This window comes from Bacteroides cellulolyticus, from assembly GCF_025567135.1.
Classification (GTDB): domain Bacteria; phylum Bacteroidota; class Bacteroidia; order Bacteroidales; family Bacteroidaceae; genus Phocaeicola; species Phocaeicola cellulolyticus.
Genome location: NZ_JAOQJJ010000012.1, coordinates 49,753 through 68,505 on the forward strand (window position 1 = coordinate 49,753; position 18,753 = coordinate 68,505).

At 39.5% G+C, this 18,753-nt stretch carries 21 protein-coding genes and 1 pseudogene; 10 read left to right on the plus strand and 12 right to left on the minus strand.

What is annotated here, in order from left to right; all coding sequences use genetic code 11:
* Window positions 1-176: 176 nt before the first annotated feature.
* Window positions 177-530, plus strand: a pseudogene (locus tag OCV82_RS10975) (putative quinol monooxygenase); the annotation flags it as partial.
* On the opposite strand, the gene OCV82_RS10980 reads toward OCV82_RS10975, so the two are convergent.
* From OCV82_RS10980 to OCV82_RS10995, 4 genes are all read right to left on the minus strand, one after another.
* Complete coding sequence (locus tag OCV82_RS10980) at window positions 527-1,279, minus strand: SDR family oxidoreductase (protein ID WP_154044425.1); 753 nt, start codon at window positions 1,277-1,279, stop codon at window positions 527-529. The pseudogene OCV82_RS10975 and the gene OCV82_RS10980 sit on opposite strands and share 4 nt — an antisense overlap.
* 65 nt (window positions 1,280-1,344) lie before the next feature.
* The gene (locus OCV82_RS10985; protein ID WP_154044426.1) at window positions 1,345-1,620 is read right to left on the minus strand and encodes a putative quinol monooxygenase; all 276 of its coding nucleotides are present in this window, start codon (window positions 1,618-1,620) and stop codon (window positions 1,345-1,347) included.
* 60 nt (window positions 1,621-1,680) lie between these two features.
* Window positions 1,681-2,478: a hypothetical protein gene (locus tag OCV82_RS10990; RefSeq protein ID WP_262543543.1), complete on the minus strand. Its 798-nt coding sequence runs from the start codon at window positions 2,476-2,478 to the stop codon at window positions 1,681-1,683.
* A 294-nt stretch (window positions 2,479-2,772) separates the two neighbouring features.
* On the minus strand, window positions 2,773-3,477 hold the full coding sequence (locus OCV82_RS10995; protein WP_154044427.1) for a TapB family protein: 705 nt from the start codon (window positions 3,475-3,477) through the stop codon (window positions 2,773-2,775).
* Window positions 3,478-3,768: 291 nt separating this feature from the next.
* Between OCV82_RS10995 and OCV82_RS11000 the strand changes: the two genes are divergently transcribed.
* The 3 genes from OCV82_RS11000 (at window position 3,769) to OCV82_RS11010 (ending at window position 5,935) form a co-directional block, all read left to right on the plus strand.
* A complete protein-coding gene (locus OCV82_RS11000; RefSeq protein ID WP_154044428.1) occupies window positions 3,769-4,335 on the plus strand; it encodes a Crp/Fnr family transcriptional regulator in 567 nt (188 codons plus the stop codon).
* 81 nt (window positions 4,336-4,416) lie between these two features.
* Entirely contained in the window at window positions 4,417-5,583 is a 1,167-nt protein-coding gene (locus OCV82_RS11005; protein WP_154044429.1) for an acyltransferase family protein, read from the plus strand.
* Between the two features lie 58 nt (window positions 5,584-5,641).
* Complete coding sequence (locus OCV82_RS11010; protein ID WP_154044430.1) at window positions 5,642-5,935, plus strand: hypothetical protein; 294 nt, start codon at window positions 5,642-5,644, stop codon at window positions 5,933-5,935.
* A gap of 172 nt (window positions 5,936-6,107) precedes the next feature.
* Here OCV82_RS11010 and OCV82_RS11015 read toward each other — a convergent pair whose 3' ends face one another.
* The 6 genes from OCV82_RS11015 to OCV82_RS11040 form a co-directional block, all read right to left on the minus strand.
* Window positions 6,108-6,743, minus strand: coding sequence for a porin family protein (locus OCV82_RS11015; RefSeq protein WP_154044431.1), 636 nt, complete (start codon window positions 6,741-6,743; stop codon window positions 6,108-6,110).
* Between the two features lie 22 nt (window positions 6,744-6,765).
* Complete coding sequence (locus OCV82_RS11020; protein ID WP_154044432.1) at window positions 6,766-7,740, minus strand: DUF4249 domain-containing protein; 975 nt, start codon at window positions 7,738-7,740, stop codon at window positions 6,766-6,768.
* 53 nt (window positions 7,741-7,793) lie between these two features.
* On the minus strand, window positions 7,794-10,364 hold the full coding sequence (locus OCV82_RS11025; protein WP_154044433.1) for a carboxypeptidase-like regulatory domain-containing protein: 2,571 nt from the start codon (window positions 10,362-10,364) through the stop codon (window positions 7,794-7,796).
* 2 nt (window positions 10,365-10,366) lie between these two features.
* The gene (locus tag OCV82_RS11030) at window positions 10,367-11,182 is read right to left on the minus strand and encodes a FecR family protein (protein ID WP_154044434.1); all 816 of its coding nucleotides are present in this window, start codon (window positions 11,180-11,182) and stop codon (window positions 10,367-10,369) included.
* A 66-nt stretch (window positions 11,183-11,248) separates the two neighbouring features.
* Window positions 11,249-11,761 (minus strand): RNA polymerase sigma-70 factor, encoded by a 513-nt coding sequence (locus OCV82_RS11035; protein ID WP_154044435.1) that lies wholly within the window; start codon window positions 11,759-11,761, stop codon window positions 11,249-11,251.
* 159 nt (window positions 11,762-11,920) lie between these two features.
* Window positions 11,921-12,832 carry a cation diffusion facilitator family transporter gene (locus OCV82_RS11040; RefSeq protein WP_154044436.1) on the minus strand — a complete coding sequence of 304 codons (912 nt, stop codon included), beginning with the start codon at window positions 12,830-12,832 and terminating at the stop codon, window positions 11,921-11,923.
* A gap of 162 nt (window positions 12,833-12,994) precedes the next feature.
* Between OCV82_RS11040 and fldA the strand changes: the two genes are divergently transcribed.
* From fldA to OCV82_RS11070, 6 genes are all read left to right on the plus strand, one after another.
* Window positions 12,995-13,498: a flavodoxin FldA gene (gene fldA / locus OCV82_RS11045; RefSeq protein WP_154044437.1), complete on the plus strand. Its 504-nt coding sequence runs from the start codon at window positions 12,995-12,997 to the stop codon at window positions 13,496-13,498.
* Between the two features lie 28 nt (window positions 13,499-13,526).
* Window positions 13,527-13,895 (plus strand): DUF2023 family protein, encoded by a 369-nt coding sequence (locus OCV82_RS11050; protein WP_154044438.1) that lies wholly within the window; start codon window positions 13,527-13,529, stop codon window positions 13,893-13,895.
* A gap of 49 nt (window positions 13,896-13,944) precedes the next feature.
* A complete protein-coding gene (locus tag OCV82_RS11055; RefSeq protein ID WP_154044439.1) occupies window positions 13,945-14,319 on the plus strand; it encodes a YbaN family protein in 375 nt (124 codons plus the stop codon).
* Entirely contained in the window at window positions 14,307-15,302 is a 996-nt protein-coding gene (locus OCV82_RS11060; RefSeq protein WP_154044440.1) for an aminodeoxychorismate synthase component I, read from the plus strand. The genes OCV82_RS11055 and OCV82_RS11060 overlap by 13 nt, the downstream gene beginning before the upstream one ends.
* Window positions 15,286-15,891, plus strand: a complete 606-nt coding sequence (locus OCV82_RS11065) for an aminotransferase class IV family protein (protein WP_154044441.1) — start codon at window positions 15,286-15,288, stop codon at window positions 15,889-15,891. The genes OCV82_RS11060 and OCV82_RS11065 overlap by 17 nt, the downstream gene beginning before the upstream one ends.
* 128 nt (window positions 15,892-16,019) lie before the next feature.
* Entirely contained in the window at window positions 16,020-16,649 is a 630-nt protein-coding gene (locus OCV82_RS11070; protein ID WP_154044442.1) for a DKNYY domain-containing protein, read from the plus strand.
* A 261-nt stretch (window positions 16,650-16,910) separates the two neighbouring features.
* Here OCV82_RS11070 and OCV82_RS11075 read toward each other — a convergent pair whose 3' ends face one another.
* Entirely contained in the window at window positions 16,911-17,783 is an 873-nt protein-coding gene (locus OCV82_RS11075; protein ID WP_375338099.1) for a pyridoxamine kinase, read from the minus strand.
* Window positions 17,784-17,980: 197 nt separating this feature from the next.
* Window positions 17,981-18,589, minus strand: a complete 609-nt coding sequence (locus tag OCV82_RS11080) for an HU family DNA-binding protein (RefSeq protein ID WP_154044444.1) — start codon at window positions 18,587-18,589, stop codon at window positions 17,981-17,983.
* Between the last annotated feature and the right edge of the window lie 164 nt (window positions 18,590-18,753).

Below are 18,753 nucleotides of genomic sequence, written 5' to 3' on the forward strand. Positions count from 1 at the left end.
TATTTTTTAGTTATCATATAATAATCGGTATTTTTTTAAGATTTAAAAGTTAAAAAATGAAGATATTATTTTGTCGTTTGTTGTTTCCTTTATTTATGCTTCTGAGTGTAAAATCCGAAGCACAGGAGAAGAGTATAAATATATGTGATTCTTATTATATGGAAAAACAAATTATATGTCACAAATTGCCGATGGAGGCAGACGGCATAGTCCGTCTATCGAAAATAGAGGTATATCCGGAATTCCTTGATGAATATATTAAATATGCTGTAGAAGTAGGGGAGATTTCCTTGCTTACTGAACCCGGGGTGTTGACTATGTATGCTGTGAGTGAAAAAGATAATCCTTGCAAGGTTACCATTCTTGAAACCTATGCAAGTAAAGCCGCTTATGAACAGCATATAGCTTCAGAACACTTTCAGAAGTACAAGCAAGGAACACTCCACATGGTAAAAAGTCTTTTACTTTCCGACCAGATACCTCTTAATCCGAATAGTCATATCGATAATGTTATCCGGCGGCTGTATTAATGTTCCATTTTCCAACCGTTATCATTATGATATACCATCAGTATGCCCATTCCTCCGTCTATCGTGAGGTTTGTTCCGTTGATGAAACTGTTCTTTTCGTCGCACAGGAACATAACGGCTCTGGCAATATCTTCAGGCTCGCCTATGCGCTGTGACGGATGTTGCATGATGTCGGCTTCCGAGTAATTAGGAACTTCTGTATCCTTGTGGAAACGTGCGGTCTCAATCCATCCTGGAGCAATGGAGTTCACTCTTGCTATACCGCTGAGGCTTACAGCGAGAGCATGAGTAAGTGCTGTTATACCGCCCTTGGCCGCAGTATAGCTTTCTGTATCGGCTTGCGACTGGAATGCCCTGCTTGAAGATATGTTGACGATGGACGCACCTTTGGAGAAATGTTCCTTGAATAATACAGTCAGCCAGTAAGGGGCAGCCACACCGACTTTCTGCACATACATGAAATCTTCGTATGAGCATCCGCTTAATATACCTCCGTTCATCAGACATGCATTGTTTATAAGGAAGTCAATTCTCTCTTCTTTTGACAATACCCATGCGGCAAAACTTTCCAGTACTTCTTTCTCTGAAATATCCCCTTTGTAGCAGAATATATTTTCGTCAGTATCGTGGTCAATGTCTCTGTCTATAACATATACTCTGGCACCTTCTTTACTGAAACTCTCAGCAATACATCTGCCTATACCGGCATTACCTCCGGTTACTATACATACCTTGTTGTCGAACTGCATATCTTTATGAAAAAAGACGATATTATCCGTTTTAAAAGATAATATCGCCGTTATCAGTTATTGTTTTAGAATTGGAATTTTTCAAGTTTCATAGCTGCAAGGCTCTCAATTTTTGGAACCAATGTAGTGAAGTGTACACTTTCTGAATGAGCTTTCAGAGAGGCCTCGTCTGTCCATGTTTCACAAATCATATAAACATCTTCACGTGTAGCGCTCTTGAAGAAATCGTATGCTATGCATCCTTCATCTTTCAATGATGCTGCTACCAGTTCTTTAGCTGTTTTTTCCACTTCTGCCTTGTTTTCTTCCGATACTTGGATAAATACATTTAATCTTAGCATAATCTTGTCTTTTTAGTTGTTTGTAAATTAATTATTATATCTGCATTTGCATTATATTCTTTATCTTCCCGGCATTATTGTAGGGTTGCCGCCCTGATTTTTAAATTTTGCGCTTCTTATTATCTCATAAAGAATACCTCCTACGTCCAGTCCTATTTTGGTCTTATTAAATTTGTAATAAGGTATTGCAATAGGGCGTGTGTCCCATCTTCCTCTCATAGGGTCATATATCCTTTCTGCACCGACTTCCATTCCCCATCTATCGTTGAACTCATAGCCTATGGTTCCTCCGAAACTGCTCATTTGAAATCCGTATGCACTGGCCGGAGCATATGAACCGAAAGCCCTGAAACTCAGTCTCTCATTCGGCCTGTAAATTACAGCTCCTGATGTTCCGAAAGACTGACCGGTACTGAACGGGAAATTAAACTTGGTAGCATTCAGTCCTGCCTGTATTTCCCAATAATCATTTATATTGTATTGGTACATCAGTGACGCTTCGTTTATTCTTCCAATCCCTGGCAGCGTTGATTGCGAACCGTAACCATACAGATTGGGAGCCATCATTCTGCCGGTACTGTAATCACCGTAGAACATAGGAGAGGGGTTCGTATGGTACGGCATGTAGAACGGGCGGCGCAACTTTATTTCCTGTATTTCCATCTGTTGTATTTCCGTTTCGGCTTTTACTTCAGGCTTTTTCATATCATTATTTACAGGTGACATTTCCAGGATGCCGAGACTTTCATTAGTTATGGCTCTCAGGCTGTCCTTTCTCAACTTTGAGTTGTCTTCCTGTGCATATATGCCTACCGAGAGAAGACAAAATGCAGATAGTATGATAATCCTGAATTTCATATACAGATGTTTTTACAAATGGATATAAAGTCTGATATTTTTATCAAAGTTAGGGAAACTTGTAATAATTACAAAACATCTTCTGCATCTTTATTATTTGTTTTTCGTTTTTTACAAATCTGCCAATAGTAAATACCGTTTAAATGGCATTTAAATGCTATTTAATGGTATTCCAGTAGTATTTGAAAATGTTTTGCAAAGAGATAAGTTGGCTAAAAACAAAGGTAGCACCCTGGTTGAGAGTGCTACCATCATATATATTATAATATTATTAGTCTATGCTTCTTTTGAGTCTTATTTTACAATCTTGGTCAGCAAAGTCTTTCCGTATGATTTACCTTTTGTGTCGTAAGCCTCAGACTTTACGAGTCCTACACCTTTAGCATACCATTCAGTGATTCTTAAGGTTGTAGTCTTCAATACAATCTTGGTACGTTTCAGATACGATATTTTAATACAGTCGAATTTACCTGCTGTAGTGCTTACTGTTTCATTACCCATATATGCGGCTCCGGAAATATTGATTTCGTTTTTCAGCATATTGAGAATAAGCTTATATGAACGGTTCGGCATAGATTCACCGGCTTTGGCATTATCAGACAATGTGAAAGAGTTGTCTCCATCAAACTTTTTGTCTTCCTGCAGAGCTGCTTTAGCTGTAGGACCGTACTTGGCAGGATCGGAGTCCGAAGCAATATAAAGTTCGTACATCAGATCTTCAGTACAAACGGTATTGTTACCGTCGTAGCTCCATTGTGTCAGTGAATAGGAAGTGTTGTTTTTAGTCTTGGTTGTCACTGTCTTGCTGTAATAATCAGCAAGAGTCTTACCGTCTTCATTTGTAACGTTCTTTACGGTGGTAGTTACATTAGAAATACTCTGGCCAGCTTCGTCATAGTTTACGTAATGCAGTTCCGTACCGTTCTTTGTGCAGAAATACTGTGCATTAGCCATTCCGCAGATGAGTAATGCACTGACGAATAATGCTGTTTTTTTCATAATAGAATTGTCTTTTATTTGTTTAAATAAATCAAGTTATATTCCAAATTGGCTGCGAACTTACAAAAAATATGATAAATCTTTTACTGACATGAAAGAAATGTATATTAAAAAATGAATATAAAGCAAAAAATCCTCAAAGTTATGAAGACTAAATGTAACAAATAATGTTTGTACTTTTTTTGTTGTGATATAAATTGATAAGTAAAAAGTATTCTCCATAAGATAATTCTGTGTAACTTTAACCACGGATGGATATATTACATCATTTGTTATTTTAGAACTTCTACAATGAAAAATATTATAGAAACCATCAGAAAGCATTATCCGGTGTCAGATCAGACAATTCAGGAACTGGAATCATATTTAACGCCTTGCCGTTTTCCGAAAAAATATCAGCTTATTAAGGGGGGCTTATATTGTAAGTATGCCTATTTCATAGAGAAAGGTATGTTGAGGGCATATTGGATCGTCGATGGGGAGGAATATACAACATCTTTTGGTGCGGAAGGCTGTATGGTTTTCAGTATGGATGAACTTTATTATAACAGAAAGAGTGAGGAATATGTTGAGACGCTGGAGGATGTGGAAGCATACAGAATAAATATATGTGATCTTAAAAGGCTTATGGAAACAAATCTTGAACTGTGCAATTGGGGAAGGATAATACATCAGAATGAGTACAGAAGATTGCACCGAAGCCATAAGGAGCGACTGGCTCTTCCGGCAAAAGAACGTTATGAGGAGTTTCGTAAGCAATTTCCCGAAGTATGTAAAAGGGTTAATCTGACATATATAGCATCGTATCTGGGGATAACCCTTTCTACACTCAGCAGATTGAGAAACGAAAAACCATAATTTGATTTAGGACAAATTTTTATTGGATGATACTGTGTATATTTGCGCATATTTACAGTAGCATTTAATATTATTATCAACATGACAGGAAATATTTCATCAGCCGCATTTTCCGATTCCAAGCCTCATTATGAACTCCTTGACGGACTGAGGGGAGTAGCAGCTCTGCTTGTAGTGTTTTATCATATTTTCGAGGGATTCTCTTTTGCAGGAGGAGGAACACTCATTACTACAATTAACCATGGTTATCTGGCAGTAGATTTCTTCTTCATTCTTTCTGGATTTGTTATCGGATATGCATACGATGACAGATGGAAAAAGAATATGACGCTGAAGAATTTTTTCAAGCGAAGGCTTATCCGACTTCACCCTATGATAATAATGGGAGCTGTAATAGGTTTCATAGCATTTTTCATTCAGGGAGGTGTGAAATGGGACGGGACTCATGTAGCTACATCTATGGCCATGCTGGCATTGTTGCTGACTATGTTCTTTATTCCTGCATATCCGGGAGCCGGGTATGATATTCGTGGTAATGGGGAGATGTTTCCTCTCAACGGACCAAGCTGGTCACTCTTTTTCGAATACATAGGCAATATTCTTTATGCTCTTTTCATTCATCGTCTTGGGAATAAGGCTTTGACAGTGTTGGTTGTTCTTCTCGGACTTGGACTTTCATGGTTCGCATTGTTTGATGTAGTGGGCTACGGGATGATAGGTGTAGGATGGACTCTTGACGGTCTGAACTTTTGGGGCGGTATGCTCAGGATGTTGTTCCCTTTCACTCTCGGTATGCTTATTTCAAGAAATTTCCGCAGTTTCAACATAAGGGGAGCATTCTGGATTTGTACTGTTGTACTGATTGCAATTTTCTGTGTTCCATATATTGAAGGAAAATCACCTGTATGTCTTAACGGAGTGTTCGAGATGATATGTATTGCAATTGTATTTCCTGTTCTGGTATGTATAGGTGCGTCAGGTAAGACTACCGACAAGAAATCAACAGCTATCTGTCGTTTTTTGGGTGACATATCATATCCTCTATATGCCGTTCATTATCCTGTGATGTATGTGTTCTACTCTTGGCTTATAGAGAACAAATTCTATACAATGGGGGAAACATGGATGGTTTCGGCAATGGTTTATTTTGGCAGTATAGTATTGGCATACGCGTGTCTGAAACTTTATGATGAACCTGTAAGGAAATGGCTTGGCAATAAGTTTGTTAAATCAAAACCGACTGTATAGTTTTTTGCTTGTATTTGTTCTCAAGTTTTATTACCTTAGGGGAACAAAATATTATAGTATGGGAACTTTAGGATGCATAAACGATATGATGCGTCGTGACAAGGAGAACCGTGAGCTGAGAAACAGAAACCGTGAGCGGATGAATGATACGCGTAACCGTCTCATAGAGGTGGGGAGGGGACGTGAACTTCCGGACATGTCGGCCGACAGTATAGACCATATAAGGAAAAATACAGTGGAAAAGGAGAGGGCTGATAACGACAAGTTGTTTCGTCTGAAACTGAAGTTTGCTGTGATTGTTGGTGTGGCGCTGTTGCTATGTTATGTTGCTTACGTGCTGATAATAAAATAGGTAGCACTTTGGGAGAAGTACTACCTAAACACTTTTTAAATGATGCTTAAAACTGAAACGACGAAGTTACCGATTTGTTATACGGATTATAAGTAGTGGTTCCGCATGAACTGAGACATGCGGAAATACAAAATAATGCGATGAATATGAAAAGTTTCATTTGAATTAAGAATTAGAAATAATACGTCAGTGAAACTACAAACGTTCTGTTTTTGGTTTCAGGGTTGTTCATATAAGAATTTTTCATGCCCCAGTCATATCCTATGGCTATCTGTGTGTGACGCGCAATTTCCACTCCGGCACGGAAACCTATTCCCCAGTCGAAGCGTGGTGAGAGTCCGTCTTTGAACATATTGTTTGATGATATTCCTGTTTCCGTTTTGCCGTCTGGATATGTAGTCGTGTAATTCATCTTGCCGAACATTCCGATGTTGAAGTACGGACCGGCGTTTACGAAAATGCTTAGATTGTCATTGACCTTGAATTTATAACCTAAGTGGATTGGTATGTTCAGGTAGTAAGGTGTTGTGTCCCATTCTAATTCTTTTCCGGTTCCGTTCTCGTATGCAGGTGTGGATTTCCAACCGTATGATGAAATCATCAGTCCGAAGTCGGTGTACAATCCTTTCTGGGCGTCCCTGAAAGCATATTCACCTTTCAGTCCGGCATGGAAACCTGATTTTGATTCGTTCGCTATCATAGAGTTAAGGTTATAGCCGCCGGAAAGTCCGTATCTGAATTCCTGTGCTTGTGATGTCGCGAATACTATTGCAGATATTGCGATTGTAAGTAAAAGTTTCTTTTTCATAAGTCTATGTTTAAATAATTGATTATTCTTCGTTCTCTTCATTTTTCAGGTTCTCTATCCAGTCGGTTTCGTAAATACTGCATCCGCCTAAAAGACCTATACCGTTTTCTATGTTTGTGTAGTGGCTGCGGATAGGGGCAAGGCCGTATTCTCCTAAATCATTGTTATCTATGTCGTTTATAGATTTCAGATATTTGTACATTTCTTCCGAAAATCTGTAGAGGTAGATCTTGAAAAAATTGACTGTGCTGTTGTATTCATTTACGCTATCTTCGCTATAATTTGTACCGAGATGTAATGTGTAGCTTTTGCCGTTAAGCATGGTATCGTCCCACAAATAGATCTCCTGATAATGAAGTTTCGAAATATCGAATATCTCGTCAAAACCTACTTTCTTTGACAGCAGTGGCTCTTCGTCAAGATTGAACTCTATGCCCCATAATTTATCATAGTCTGCCCCAAGATTGTAATTAGGATAATAATTGTGATAACTGATTTTCCTTATTATTCTTACACCGTAATAGTCTTTTGTATCGGCATTATCTGTAAATGATATGCGGAACTGTATTTCCCTGCCGTATGAACCGTCCTTTAGAATCATATCCCATTTGTCCAATGGAAAAGGCTGTGGTATTACGGTACTCGATTTTGCCGTAGGCATATCCGGGTATGATGCTTCCATATCTATCTTGTCGCCTTCTTTCAGTTTGCCAAGAACATAGTATGAATTTGCAGGGAGCAAGTCTGTCGCTTTGTCAATATATTTTATTTCCTTTTCCACTCCGTTCAACTTAAATGTTATGTCCGGTTTGGCAGAAGAGTTTGTACCTTTATTGTTTACATTCATGCTTTGCGATACCTGTATCAGTGTAGTATCTCCAAGTGTGTTTGGCATACAGAATATTACCGGCTTTCTTTTAGCTTCCACATCATCTATGTTGAATTCGTATGTGCACGATGATAATATAATCAGTAGTGATGCAATATATAATTTCATACGTTTTTGAATTTTTAAGTTCTTGAGTTTATAGGTACTAAATACTTGTATGTTTAAAATTTAAGTGTATAACTGAATGACGGAATTATAGGGAATACTCCATATGCTTTTCCCACGAAACTTCCGTCTTCTTTTTGTGTTACAGTGGCATATAGCGGATTCATCCTGCAATAGGCATTATACAGACTGACATTCCAGATTCTCTCAAATCCTCTTTTAGTGGTCTTGCGGAAGTTTATACCTAAATCCAATCTGTGATAAGCCGGAAGAGATACGTTGTTAGGGGATTCATAAACCATAATACTTTCGTTTTTATTCTCTGTTCCGGGTATGGCAGGTGCTTCTATCTTTTGCGTAGGGATTGTCATGCGATTTCCACTATGGAAGTTCCATGATGCGTATGCGTCAATCCTGTCACTGAACTTGTGGCTCAGGTTGATAGAGAATTTATGACGGTTGTCGAACTTGTCCGGGTACCATGACTGATGGAAGTCCGGGAAGAATCTTTTGCTCCACGAAAGGGTGTAGGATGCATCGACGGATGTTTTTCCGTTACTGTAACTGATGTCAGCTTCCGCACCATATGCCTTTCCTTTTCCTGTCCGTACATTCTCTTCCCAGTCATCAGCAGAAGGGTTGAGTTGGTTATCGCCATTGTATTCTATCAGATTGTTCATTGTCTTATAGAAACCTTCTATGCTTAATCTGATGTTATACGGAAGTCTGCTGTATATTCCTGCTGAGTATTGTCGCGACCTCATAGGGGTGATTTTTTCAGTAGAAGGTACCCAATAGTCTGTCGGCAGGTTCAGGTATGTAGCCGATAGCTGATGCATGAACTGACTCATCTCGGTATATGAAACCTTGAAACTTGCATTGTCGCATAGTTTGATGTTCATTGCTGCGCGTGGCTCTACAGAGTGATATTTTGTATTTGCAATTCCGAACATGGTGTAGTGTATTCCACCGTTCAGCTTCAGACGGCTGCCAAGCGAGATGTCATCTTCGGCATAGAGGGTAAATTCATTACTCTTGTACTGACTTTTTATTCTGTCTGTCAGTTCGTTGTTCGCCGCATTGTCGTACTTTGAGTAGAAATTCTGCGGCATGAAAATGTGGCGCATATAGTTTGAACCGAAACGGATGTGGTTCCATGTGTTGGGACGATAGTCGAACTCCATCCTGTAGCCGAAATCGTTTATGGTGGAATAGTTGTTCTGGATTTTTATTATTGCACCGTCCAATCCCTCTATATATCCCAAGCGTTCTTCACTCAGATAGTCGAATTTGGAGCGGTTATGGGTATATACTCCGGTAAAATTTGCAAACAGTTTGTGAGAAAAGATATATTTCCAGTTGACCGATGCGGTGAAGTTTCCCCATTGCAGATTGAATTTGTCTATATTTGAAAGTTCAGAAGAATAAGAATATGCCTTATTGTTCACTTTTAGAAGATCATTACCGGAATACAGGCTGATATCCGCACGACTCTTTTCAGAAAATATGTGAGTAACTTTCGCATTGATGTCGTGGAAGGCATATCTTGTATTTATCTTGTCCCTTCTGCTTGTATTCATTATGGCTAATGAGGGGGCTGTGAGTAAATCTATCCATGTGCGTCGCATAGCCACGTTGAAGGAGGTGCGGTCTTTTACTATCGGTCCTTCAAACTGTATTCTGCCTTCAAGAAGTCCGAGCGTGAAACTTCCGTGATACTCTTTCATGTTTCCGTCGTTTGTGCGGACATCCACTACCGATGACAGTCGTCCGCCGTAACGGGCTGGGAAGCCGCTCTTGTAGAAGTCGATGTTCTTTACAATGTCAGTATTGAATGCAGAGAACAGTCCTCCGGCATGATTCACCTGATATAGTGGTGTACCGTCGAGCAGGAAAAGGTTCTCGTCGTTTCCTCCGCCGTGTACATAAAGTCCGGAGATTAGCTCCGTACCGCTGGCTACTCCCGACAGACTTTGAAGCTTCTTCACTACATCAGGCGAGCTCATGAAGTTGTTTCCGCTTACAAAGTCCTTTGCCGTAAGCGAAACTTTTCCGGTCTGCGTAGTGTAGATAGGGGAGTTTAGGTCGGCAGTAACCACCACCTCATTTATGCGGTAATCAGCTTTCAGGTATATGTTCTGCGATTTGTTTCCTTTTAGTGTAATATCTTCCGTTTGCTCACCGCAGCTGATATGCGAGAAACGGATTTTATGTTTACCTTCGTTGAGTGTAAGACTGTAGAAACCATGTTCGTTTGTCAGTGTGCCTGTATTGGAGGTGATGTCCCAGACTGTGGCGTTTATCACTGTCTCGCCGTTCTCCTGATAGATATATCCGCTCAATGTATATGACGACAGTCTTTTCAGTATAACATAGTCACCGTTTATCTCCCATTTGATACCGGTATTGCTGAATATTGTTTCAAGGCTGTTTTCAAGGCTTACCATACTTGGTTTCTTGCCTGAATACGGTATGTTCAGCTTTATTGACGAGTCGTAAACAAAGCTTACAGGGTATATACTCTTCACCTGCTCCATCATGTCTTCTACAGTGACTCTGCCTTGTGCATTTATTGATGAAACGCATATTGTAGAAAACAGAAGGATTATTGATATAATTCTGTTCATGTTCAGTCTTTTTTACTTATTTTGATGTCTAGTGTTTTCTCTATAAGAGATATTATTTCATCTAAGCTGTCCGTTCTGAACTCGGCTGTAATGGTCTTGAAATGTTCGGACGCATAAAGGCTTGTTCCGTAATAAATTGAGAGTTCCTTCATTACGGCATCTATAGGAGTATTCTTGTAAACGAACTTTCCTGTAGCCCATGCTGACGGGTTAGGGAAGGCGGTGTTAGTCATTTCTGGCATTTCGTTTCCGTGCGTCAGTGTTCCGCTCATATCTTTTGTGAGGATAATTCCTTTGGAACTGTTCCTGCCCTTGAACATTACCTTTCCGGATTTTACATATACATTTGTTACAGTATCCTGCATACGCTCGTCAATTTCAAATTCAGTCCCGAGGACTTTGACCTGTGCATGCATTGCTGTGGCCGTGAATGGTGACTGCTCGTTTCTGCGGACAGAGAAAAAGACTTTTCCTGACATATTTACTTCTCGTAACTTCTTTCCGTAATTATAGGAGTCGTATTCCAAAGTGGAACCTTTGGAGAGTATGGCAAGTGTGCTGTCCGGCAGGAAATGTCTGGTGATTCCTGCATCCGCAGTGACTGATATCATGTTGTTGTCACTTCGGCTTAACAGTGTATAGCTTACTATACATATCAGTATTGCGGCAGCTACTCCAGACGAGTATATCCATAATCTGTGCAGATTATTCTGCTGCCTGATGCCTGTTATTTTGTTCAGGGCCTTGGCCGTGTCCAGTCTTCCGTATCTGTAATATCTGAGGACAAACTGCAAGTTTTTTTCTTCTTTATCTTTCATGATTGTACTTTGTTTTTAGATAAGACGCAAAGTATTGAAAAAACTACTATGCCGAAATGAAAAAAATTATCCGAAAAAGAACATATATACTTTGCGGATACCTTCTTTGATGTTTTTAAGAGCCTTGTTCATCTGATTTTTTACCGTGTTCACGGAGATGTTCATCCTGACGGCTATTTCCTCATACTTCATTCCGTCGCGTTTTGCAAGCAGGAACACTTCCCTGCACTTTTCCGGCAGTGAGTCTATTGCGGTCCATAGTCGGGCTTCGTCGTACGAACGTTCCTCGCATTCCTCTTCGGAGATGATGCCTTCAAGATCGGACGGCTGTACATTGTTGTCTATCAGTGAGTCTTTCTTTACGATATCTATACAGCGGTTCCTTACCATAGAATACAGATATGATTTTATATTAGAAATCTCCATTCCTGAGTCTTTCCGTTCCCAGAGTTCGGCAAAACAGTCCTGTACTGTGTCTTCCGCATTGTCTATATCGTGGAGATAATGCAATGCGAAAAGGCATAGCGGACGGTAGTACATACGAAAATTGTCCTTAAAAGTTTCGGTATTTATAGCCATAATGTGTTTATTCGTGCGTTTATATTTTAAGGAAGACTATAAATATATGTCATACTACTATGGAAAGGTTGGTTGATTTAACTATATTTAAAAGATTAAGCTTCGGTTTAGTATATGTTCAGTGAACAGTCACTGGATGTTCACTGAACACGTTATGAATTATTTACATGAGTATGCCTGACATTCCGTTCCTGCTGTTTCTGTCTCGATTGTGCAATGATGCACTCCTGATTTATGGAAAATCTCTCTTACTTCTGTCTTGACATTTTCCATGTCATTAAGGTCTTTTATAACAATGTGAATGGTAGCGGCAAAATCAGTGGTGCTGATAGCCCAGATATGAAGGTGATGCCAGCTTTCTATCTTGTTGTAATTGCGTAAGTCTTCGATGATGTGCTCTTTGTCAACGGATGATGGAACGGCATCAAGCGTCATAAGCAGACTCTCTTTGAGCAGATTATAGGTGGAGAACATGATTATTATTGCCAATACGATACCGATTATCGGGTCTATCCATATCCATTCCGTGTAACTTATTATAATTCCCGATACTACAACACCAACTGACACAAGTGTATCCATAAGCATGTGAAGGTATGCGCCTTTTACGTTTATGTCCTGCTTGCTTCCACCCATCAGCAGCCATGTGGTCAGTCCGTTTATCAGAATTCCAACTCCGGCAGTCCAGCTTATGGCTGTGCCTGATATAGGCTGAGGATTCTTCAGTTTATATATACTCTCTATTATGATGGCACCTACGGCAACAAGCAGTATCAGGGCATTAATCAGAGAAATAAGTATAGTGGCTTTCTTATACCCATACGTAAACTGTGGGGTTGATGCAGTTTTGCTCATTCTGAACGCGACAAGCACAAGTACTAGGCTGAAAACATCGCTAAGATTATGTCCGGCATCCGACAAGAGTCCTACAGAATTGTATAGTAATCCTACAACAGTTTCAATCCCTACGAATAAAAGATTTAGCGCAATGCAGAAAATGAAAATCTTGCTCATAGAAGCAGAAATTTCATGATGATGGTGATGATGATTGTGGTGGTGATGAGTGTCCATAACATATATATTTTTCTTCAAAGATATGGAATTAGTTATAAAACTACCAAAGGTTAGGTAAGAAACCTGTTTCTGCCGACATTAAAATCATTATTTTTAGGTATTTCAGAAACACTTTGTTTGCACTTATTTTGCAATGTCAAATCAATTAAATGTAAGGAAATGAAAAAGACTGGAATTTTTTATGGTTCCACTACAGGAACTACAGAAACGGTAGCAGGAATGATTGCAGGTAAATTGGGCGTTTCATCTGCCGATGTACACGATGTGAGCAAGATGACTGCGGATATGGTAAACTCATACGATGTTCTTCTGCTGGGTACATCTACTTGGGGTGACGGCGAGTTGCAGGACGACTGGTACGATGGTGTGAAGCTGTTGAAAGGGCTTGACCTCAGTGGCAAACTTGTCGGACTGTTTGGCTGTGGAGACTCTGAATCGTATGCCGATACGTTCTGCGATGGTATGGGAATCATCTATGAAGATTTGAAAGGTACCGGATGTGAGTTTATCAATGGAGTTTCTGATGCTGACTATACTTACTCTTCGTCTGTAGCGGTTGTTGACGGTATGTTTGTAGGTCTTGCCATAGACGAGATGAACGAGAGCGGCAAGACTGATGATAGAGTGACTGCATGGACTGACCATATCAAGACATTATTGTAAAAATATTTATACTTAAAACCAATAGCCTATGATGATGCAAAATGTAAATCCTACTGATATGAAGGTGTTTCTGAACCATGTGTATGAGTTCAAGAAAGGAGTGCGACAGATGGTGCTTTACACCATGAACAGGAAGAATCAGGAGTTTGCCGTGAACCGCCTGAAGAAACAGCGTATAAAGTTCGTCATACAGACCGTTGACGATGAACGCATCAACTTGTTCTTCGGCAAGGACGAATGTATCAATGCCATACGGATGATAGTCACCCGTCCGCTTAACCAGCTCACTCCGGAAGAGGATTTCATTTTGGGGGCCATGCTCGGGTATGACATCTGCGGGCAGTGCAAGCGCTATTGCGACCGCAAGATGAGAAAAAAATGTGTTATGATAAACTAAAATCAGGTTCGTATTTGTATTTCAGTACCAATCATACTATTTTTGCAATATGAAATACATATACAGTGTCATAGGCTTTGTTTCGGTGTTGCTGGGCATTATAGGAATATTTCTTCCTGTATTGCCCACAACACCTTTTCTTTTGCTGGCGGCCGCATTGTTTTTCCGCAGTTCGCCGCGTGCCTATAAATGGCTGACAGAACATCCGCAGCTGGGACCTTATATAAAGAGCTTTCGCGAGGACAAATCAATTCCTTTGCGAATCAAGGTTATATCCGTAGGAACACTGTGGATTACGGCTGTACACTGTATTGTTTTCATTTTTGATACTTGGTGGCTGAAACTTTTTATGGGGGTACTAGCCACTTGCATCACACTTTATATTCTTTCTTTTAAAACACGCAAAAACAAATGTCAAGACTAAACTTCCTGTCGCGCCAGGATGCCATAAAGAGAATGAACTATTATGGCAGAAGGGGAATCCCGTTCTTCTTTCTGATAGACTTTGATGAGGAAAACTGCATTGTCGAAGAACCTGACAATCTGCCTGACGATGAAATACTGTTCAGTTTCCCGTCCGGCGGAAATTATGGTGAAATGCCTTCTACTATGAAAGATCATTTCATGTGGGAGCCTCATCCGCAGACGATAGAGGAATATTCCCGTTCGTTCGACATTGTCTATAAAAATCTGTATGCAGGAAATTCATTCCTTACAAACCTTACTTGTGCAACACCGGTTGAAACCGATCTTACACTCTGGGATATATTCGTTCATTCGCGTGCAAAGTACAGGCTCATGATGAAAGGCCGCTTTGTAATGTTCTCGCCGGAAATTTTTGTGAGGATAACGGATGGTATGATCTATTCTTATCCGATGAAAGGGACAATAGATGCGTCATATCCTGATGCGGCTTCCGTGATATTGAACGATGAGAAGGAGTCGGCCGAGCATGCAACAATCGTGGATTTGATAAGAAACGATTTGAGCCAGATGGCATCAGAGGTGACTGTCACCAAATACAGATATATAGATGAGGTTCAGACGAACAACGGTACTTTGCTTCAGGTAAGCTCCGAAATACGAGGAAGACTGCCGGAGGATTTCTGCGATACACTGGGAGATATGTTTTTCAGACTATTGCCTGCAGGATCAGTGACAGGAGCACCTAAGAAAAAAACAGTTGAGATAATTCGTGAGGCAGAAACTTACGATAGGGGATATTACACAGGTGTTACCGGATTCTTCGACGGAAAAAATCTTGACAGTGCTGTTATTATAAGATTTGTGGAACAGCTACCTGACGGCTCTTTGGTGTTCAAAAGCGGTGGAGGTATAACCATCAAAAGTGATATGGAAAGCGAATACGAAGAAATGATTCAGAAAGTATATGTGCCGTTTTATTGAGACAATATGTATAAACGACGGAGTGATAGAGAATCTGTCGGCCCATAATGAGAGGATGAACAATACAATCCGTGTGCATTATGGCAGTTCTGTCATGCCTGTTTCTTTGAAGGACTTCATTACTGCTGAAGGCTGTAAAGGAAGAACCCGTTGCCGAGTGGAATATACTTCAGCGGTAGAAAAAGTGGAATATTTCCCGTACAGTATTCGTGAAGTGAAATCGCTGCAACTGGTAAACGACGATACGGTAGAGTATTCATTCAAATACGCTGACCGTTCGGTGCTGGATCGAAACTTTGCCTTGCGTGGCAATGCGGATGATGTAGTAATTGTCCGCTCCGGTATGCTGACTGACACTTCAATAGCAAATATCGCTTTATATAAAGAAGGAAAATGGTTTACCCCTAAATATCCATTGTTGAAAGGTACACGCAGGGCGAGACTTCTGGCGGAAGGTATTATCGAGGAGGATATTATTATGGCAGACAGTCTGCACAAATATGAAAAAATCCGCCTCTTTAATGCCATGATCAGCTTTGGTGAGGTGGAAATGGATATAAAAAATGTCTTTCCGATACTTGAAAAATAATTTTGCAAACAGTAATGGTATTTTTCTAAATGTCTTGGTCTTAATAAAAAAGGATGCAATATTGATGCAATCCGGTAAATATTTCTATATTTGTAAAACAGGTGTTTTAACTCATAAATTGAGATATTATGACAAGCAGACTTTCGAAACTATTTGTAATTCTATTATTGTTTGTGCCTTCTCTGGCGTTTGCACAATATTATTCGTATTCAAAGAGAAACGGTCAGGTTTATTATGACGGTAAGATCATTCATGGAGCAGATTCTCATTCCTTTTGTGATTTAGGTTACGGTTATGGTAAGGACAGAAATCATGTTTACAGATATGGAACAATATTAGAGTATGTAGATCCTTCCTTTTTTAGGGTTGACAGAAGATTTTCTGCCGATAATCGTCCGTCGCATGGTCGTCCAGATGGAGGGCATCATCATTGTGACAGACCGGGATATTATGTATCAACCTTTGATGTATTTTATAATGGAGAGAAGATTTCGGGAGCAGCAAGCAACAGTTTTGTTATCCTGAAAGAGGAATATGCTAAGGATGCATTCAACGTATATTGGATGGGAAAGAAAATTTCTGGAGCGTCAACTTCTTCCTTCGTCTGTCTTGGAAATGGTTATGCCAAGGATGCTTTCAATGCATATTGGGAAGGTCGCAGGATAAATGGAGCTTCAACTTCATCATTCAAGGTTACGAGGGGATTCTATGCCGAGGATGCTTTCGATGTGTATTTTAAGGGAGAGAAACTTAAATAATCGATCTCTTTTTAAGGCCTAAAAATCAAAACAAAAAGTTTTTTATTGACAGTTCTATTATTTAACTTTGTATTTAGCTTTATTTCTTATAGGTATTATGAAACATATATACTGTAAAGGCATATGGCGAAAGATCGATAAATTCATTGAAAGAATTATTGATTGTATAATTATCTTTTTCGGTTGAGAAGGATAAGGTTATTTGTGAATATAACATAATATAAAAGCGGTCAGAAGCAACTGACCGCTTTTATATTATTGTCATTCCAAAACCTCGTAACTGCTTATTTGTATCGGCATATCAAGATTGTGGAGTACCTTCTCAAGCATTATACCGTCAAGGTTGTTGTATTCATAACCGAAGGTAGCACGTATTCCCTGAAGGATGAATTGCGTGGCTCTGTCAAGTGCTATCGGAAGACTGTCTCCTTGCATAAGCGAACCGGTTATTACGCTTGTAAATGTATCTCCTGTGCCGGGATAGTGTGCCGGAAGATACGGACAGGTCACTTTCCAGTATCTGTTGCCGTGACGGTTATATGCAAAAACTGAAGTCATATGGGCGTTTTCAGGCACAGGTACACTTGTTGCTATCACAATGTCCGGTCCTGCGTCAGAGAGTTGTTTGAGATATGATTTCATCTCCTGTACACTGACCTCGCTTTTGTATTCTATATCCAGGAGTTTGAAGACCTCAGTCATGTTTGGGGTAATCACATCGGCATATTTTATGAGTTTCTTCATTTCTGTTACCATGTCTTCTGTGATTCCTTTGTAGAGATTGCCGTTGTCGCCAAGCACTGGATCCACCACCACCATATCTTGCGGACGGCGGAACTTTGATATGAAATTTTCTACTATCTGTACCTGTTGGGGCGAGCCAAGATAACCTGTGTAGAATGTATCGAACTTCATATCAAGCTTTTCCCAGCTCTCTATTATTCGTTTCATCTCCTCGGTCAGGTCAAGGAACGAATAGTGCGGATATTGTGTATGTGCCGATAGTACTGCCGTAGGCAAGGGACACACCTGTATCCCCATGGATGAAAGAATAGGTATTACAGCCATGAGCGATACTCTGCCGGCTCCGGACAGGTCGTGTACCGCCGCCACACGTTTGACATGGCTTTGCATGTATGTTTTCTGCATGCCTGAGCCAACTGCAGATGTATGTGCTGTGGATGTCTTTTTCTTTTTCATTCCCGATTTTTGCCATGCAGCCTTTCTTGCCTGATATTGCTCGTATTTGTTTTCTATATAATTATCTGCCATAATGATTATAAATGTATTGTGCAAATTTCGTTATTTTTATGGATATGGCAAATTTTTGTCTAATCATTCAATGTGTAAACAGGATGTGATTTGTATCCTATATTTTTTATTACTTTTTTTTCGACTAAAGTTTTTATTAATCTGCTTGCTTTATATCTTGTTATATTGAAAAGTCCTTCAAACTGTTTTCTTGTTATAGTTTTGTTTATTTTGAGATATTCTAAAAGTATATTTATTACATTATAATCCGAAATGTCAGAGGAGTGTTTTCCACGTGTTCTGGTAATTGGCATTAGTTTCTTTTTTGTTTCTTCGTTTAGTTCTTTACATGGTGATATTCTGATTCTCTTGAAGCCAATATCTTTTCCTTCTTCTCTTCCATTACATTTGCTGTTTTTTTTTGAACCTAAAATGAGTCGGAAACGGCATAGACCGTCAATATTGACTTTGTTTCCCTGAGCAAGAGCGTTTGTGATTTCATCTTTTAGTGCAATTAATACTCCATGGACATCTGAAGGGGTCATAGAACAAGAAAGGTGTATTCGCCTTACAAGTTCTTTCAAATCAATAATTTGTGAATTGTTAATTCTTATATGGTAACTTTCTGTTATATCCATATTGTTTGCCTTTGAAGGGTTGGCGAAAAAATCAAATTCAATATTTCCCATTTTTTTAATATTTAGATGTTATAGTTAGATTACATATGTATGTTAATATGTTTACATTTGTCAGTTGATTAAATTATATATGTGAGTATAATGACTTACATATGTGGACAATTAAAGATATTCTATGTTCTGTTATATTGTATTGCCTGATTTCATTGTATAAT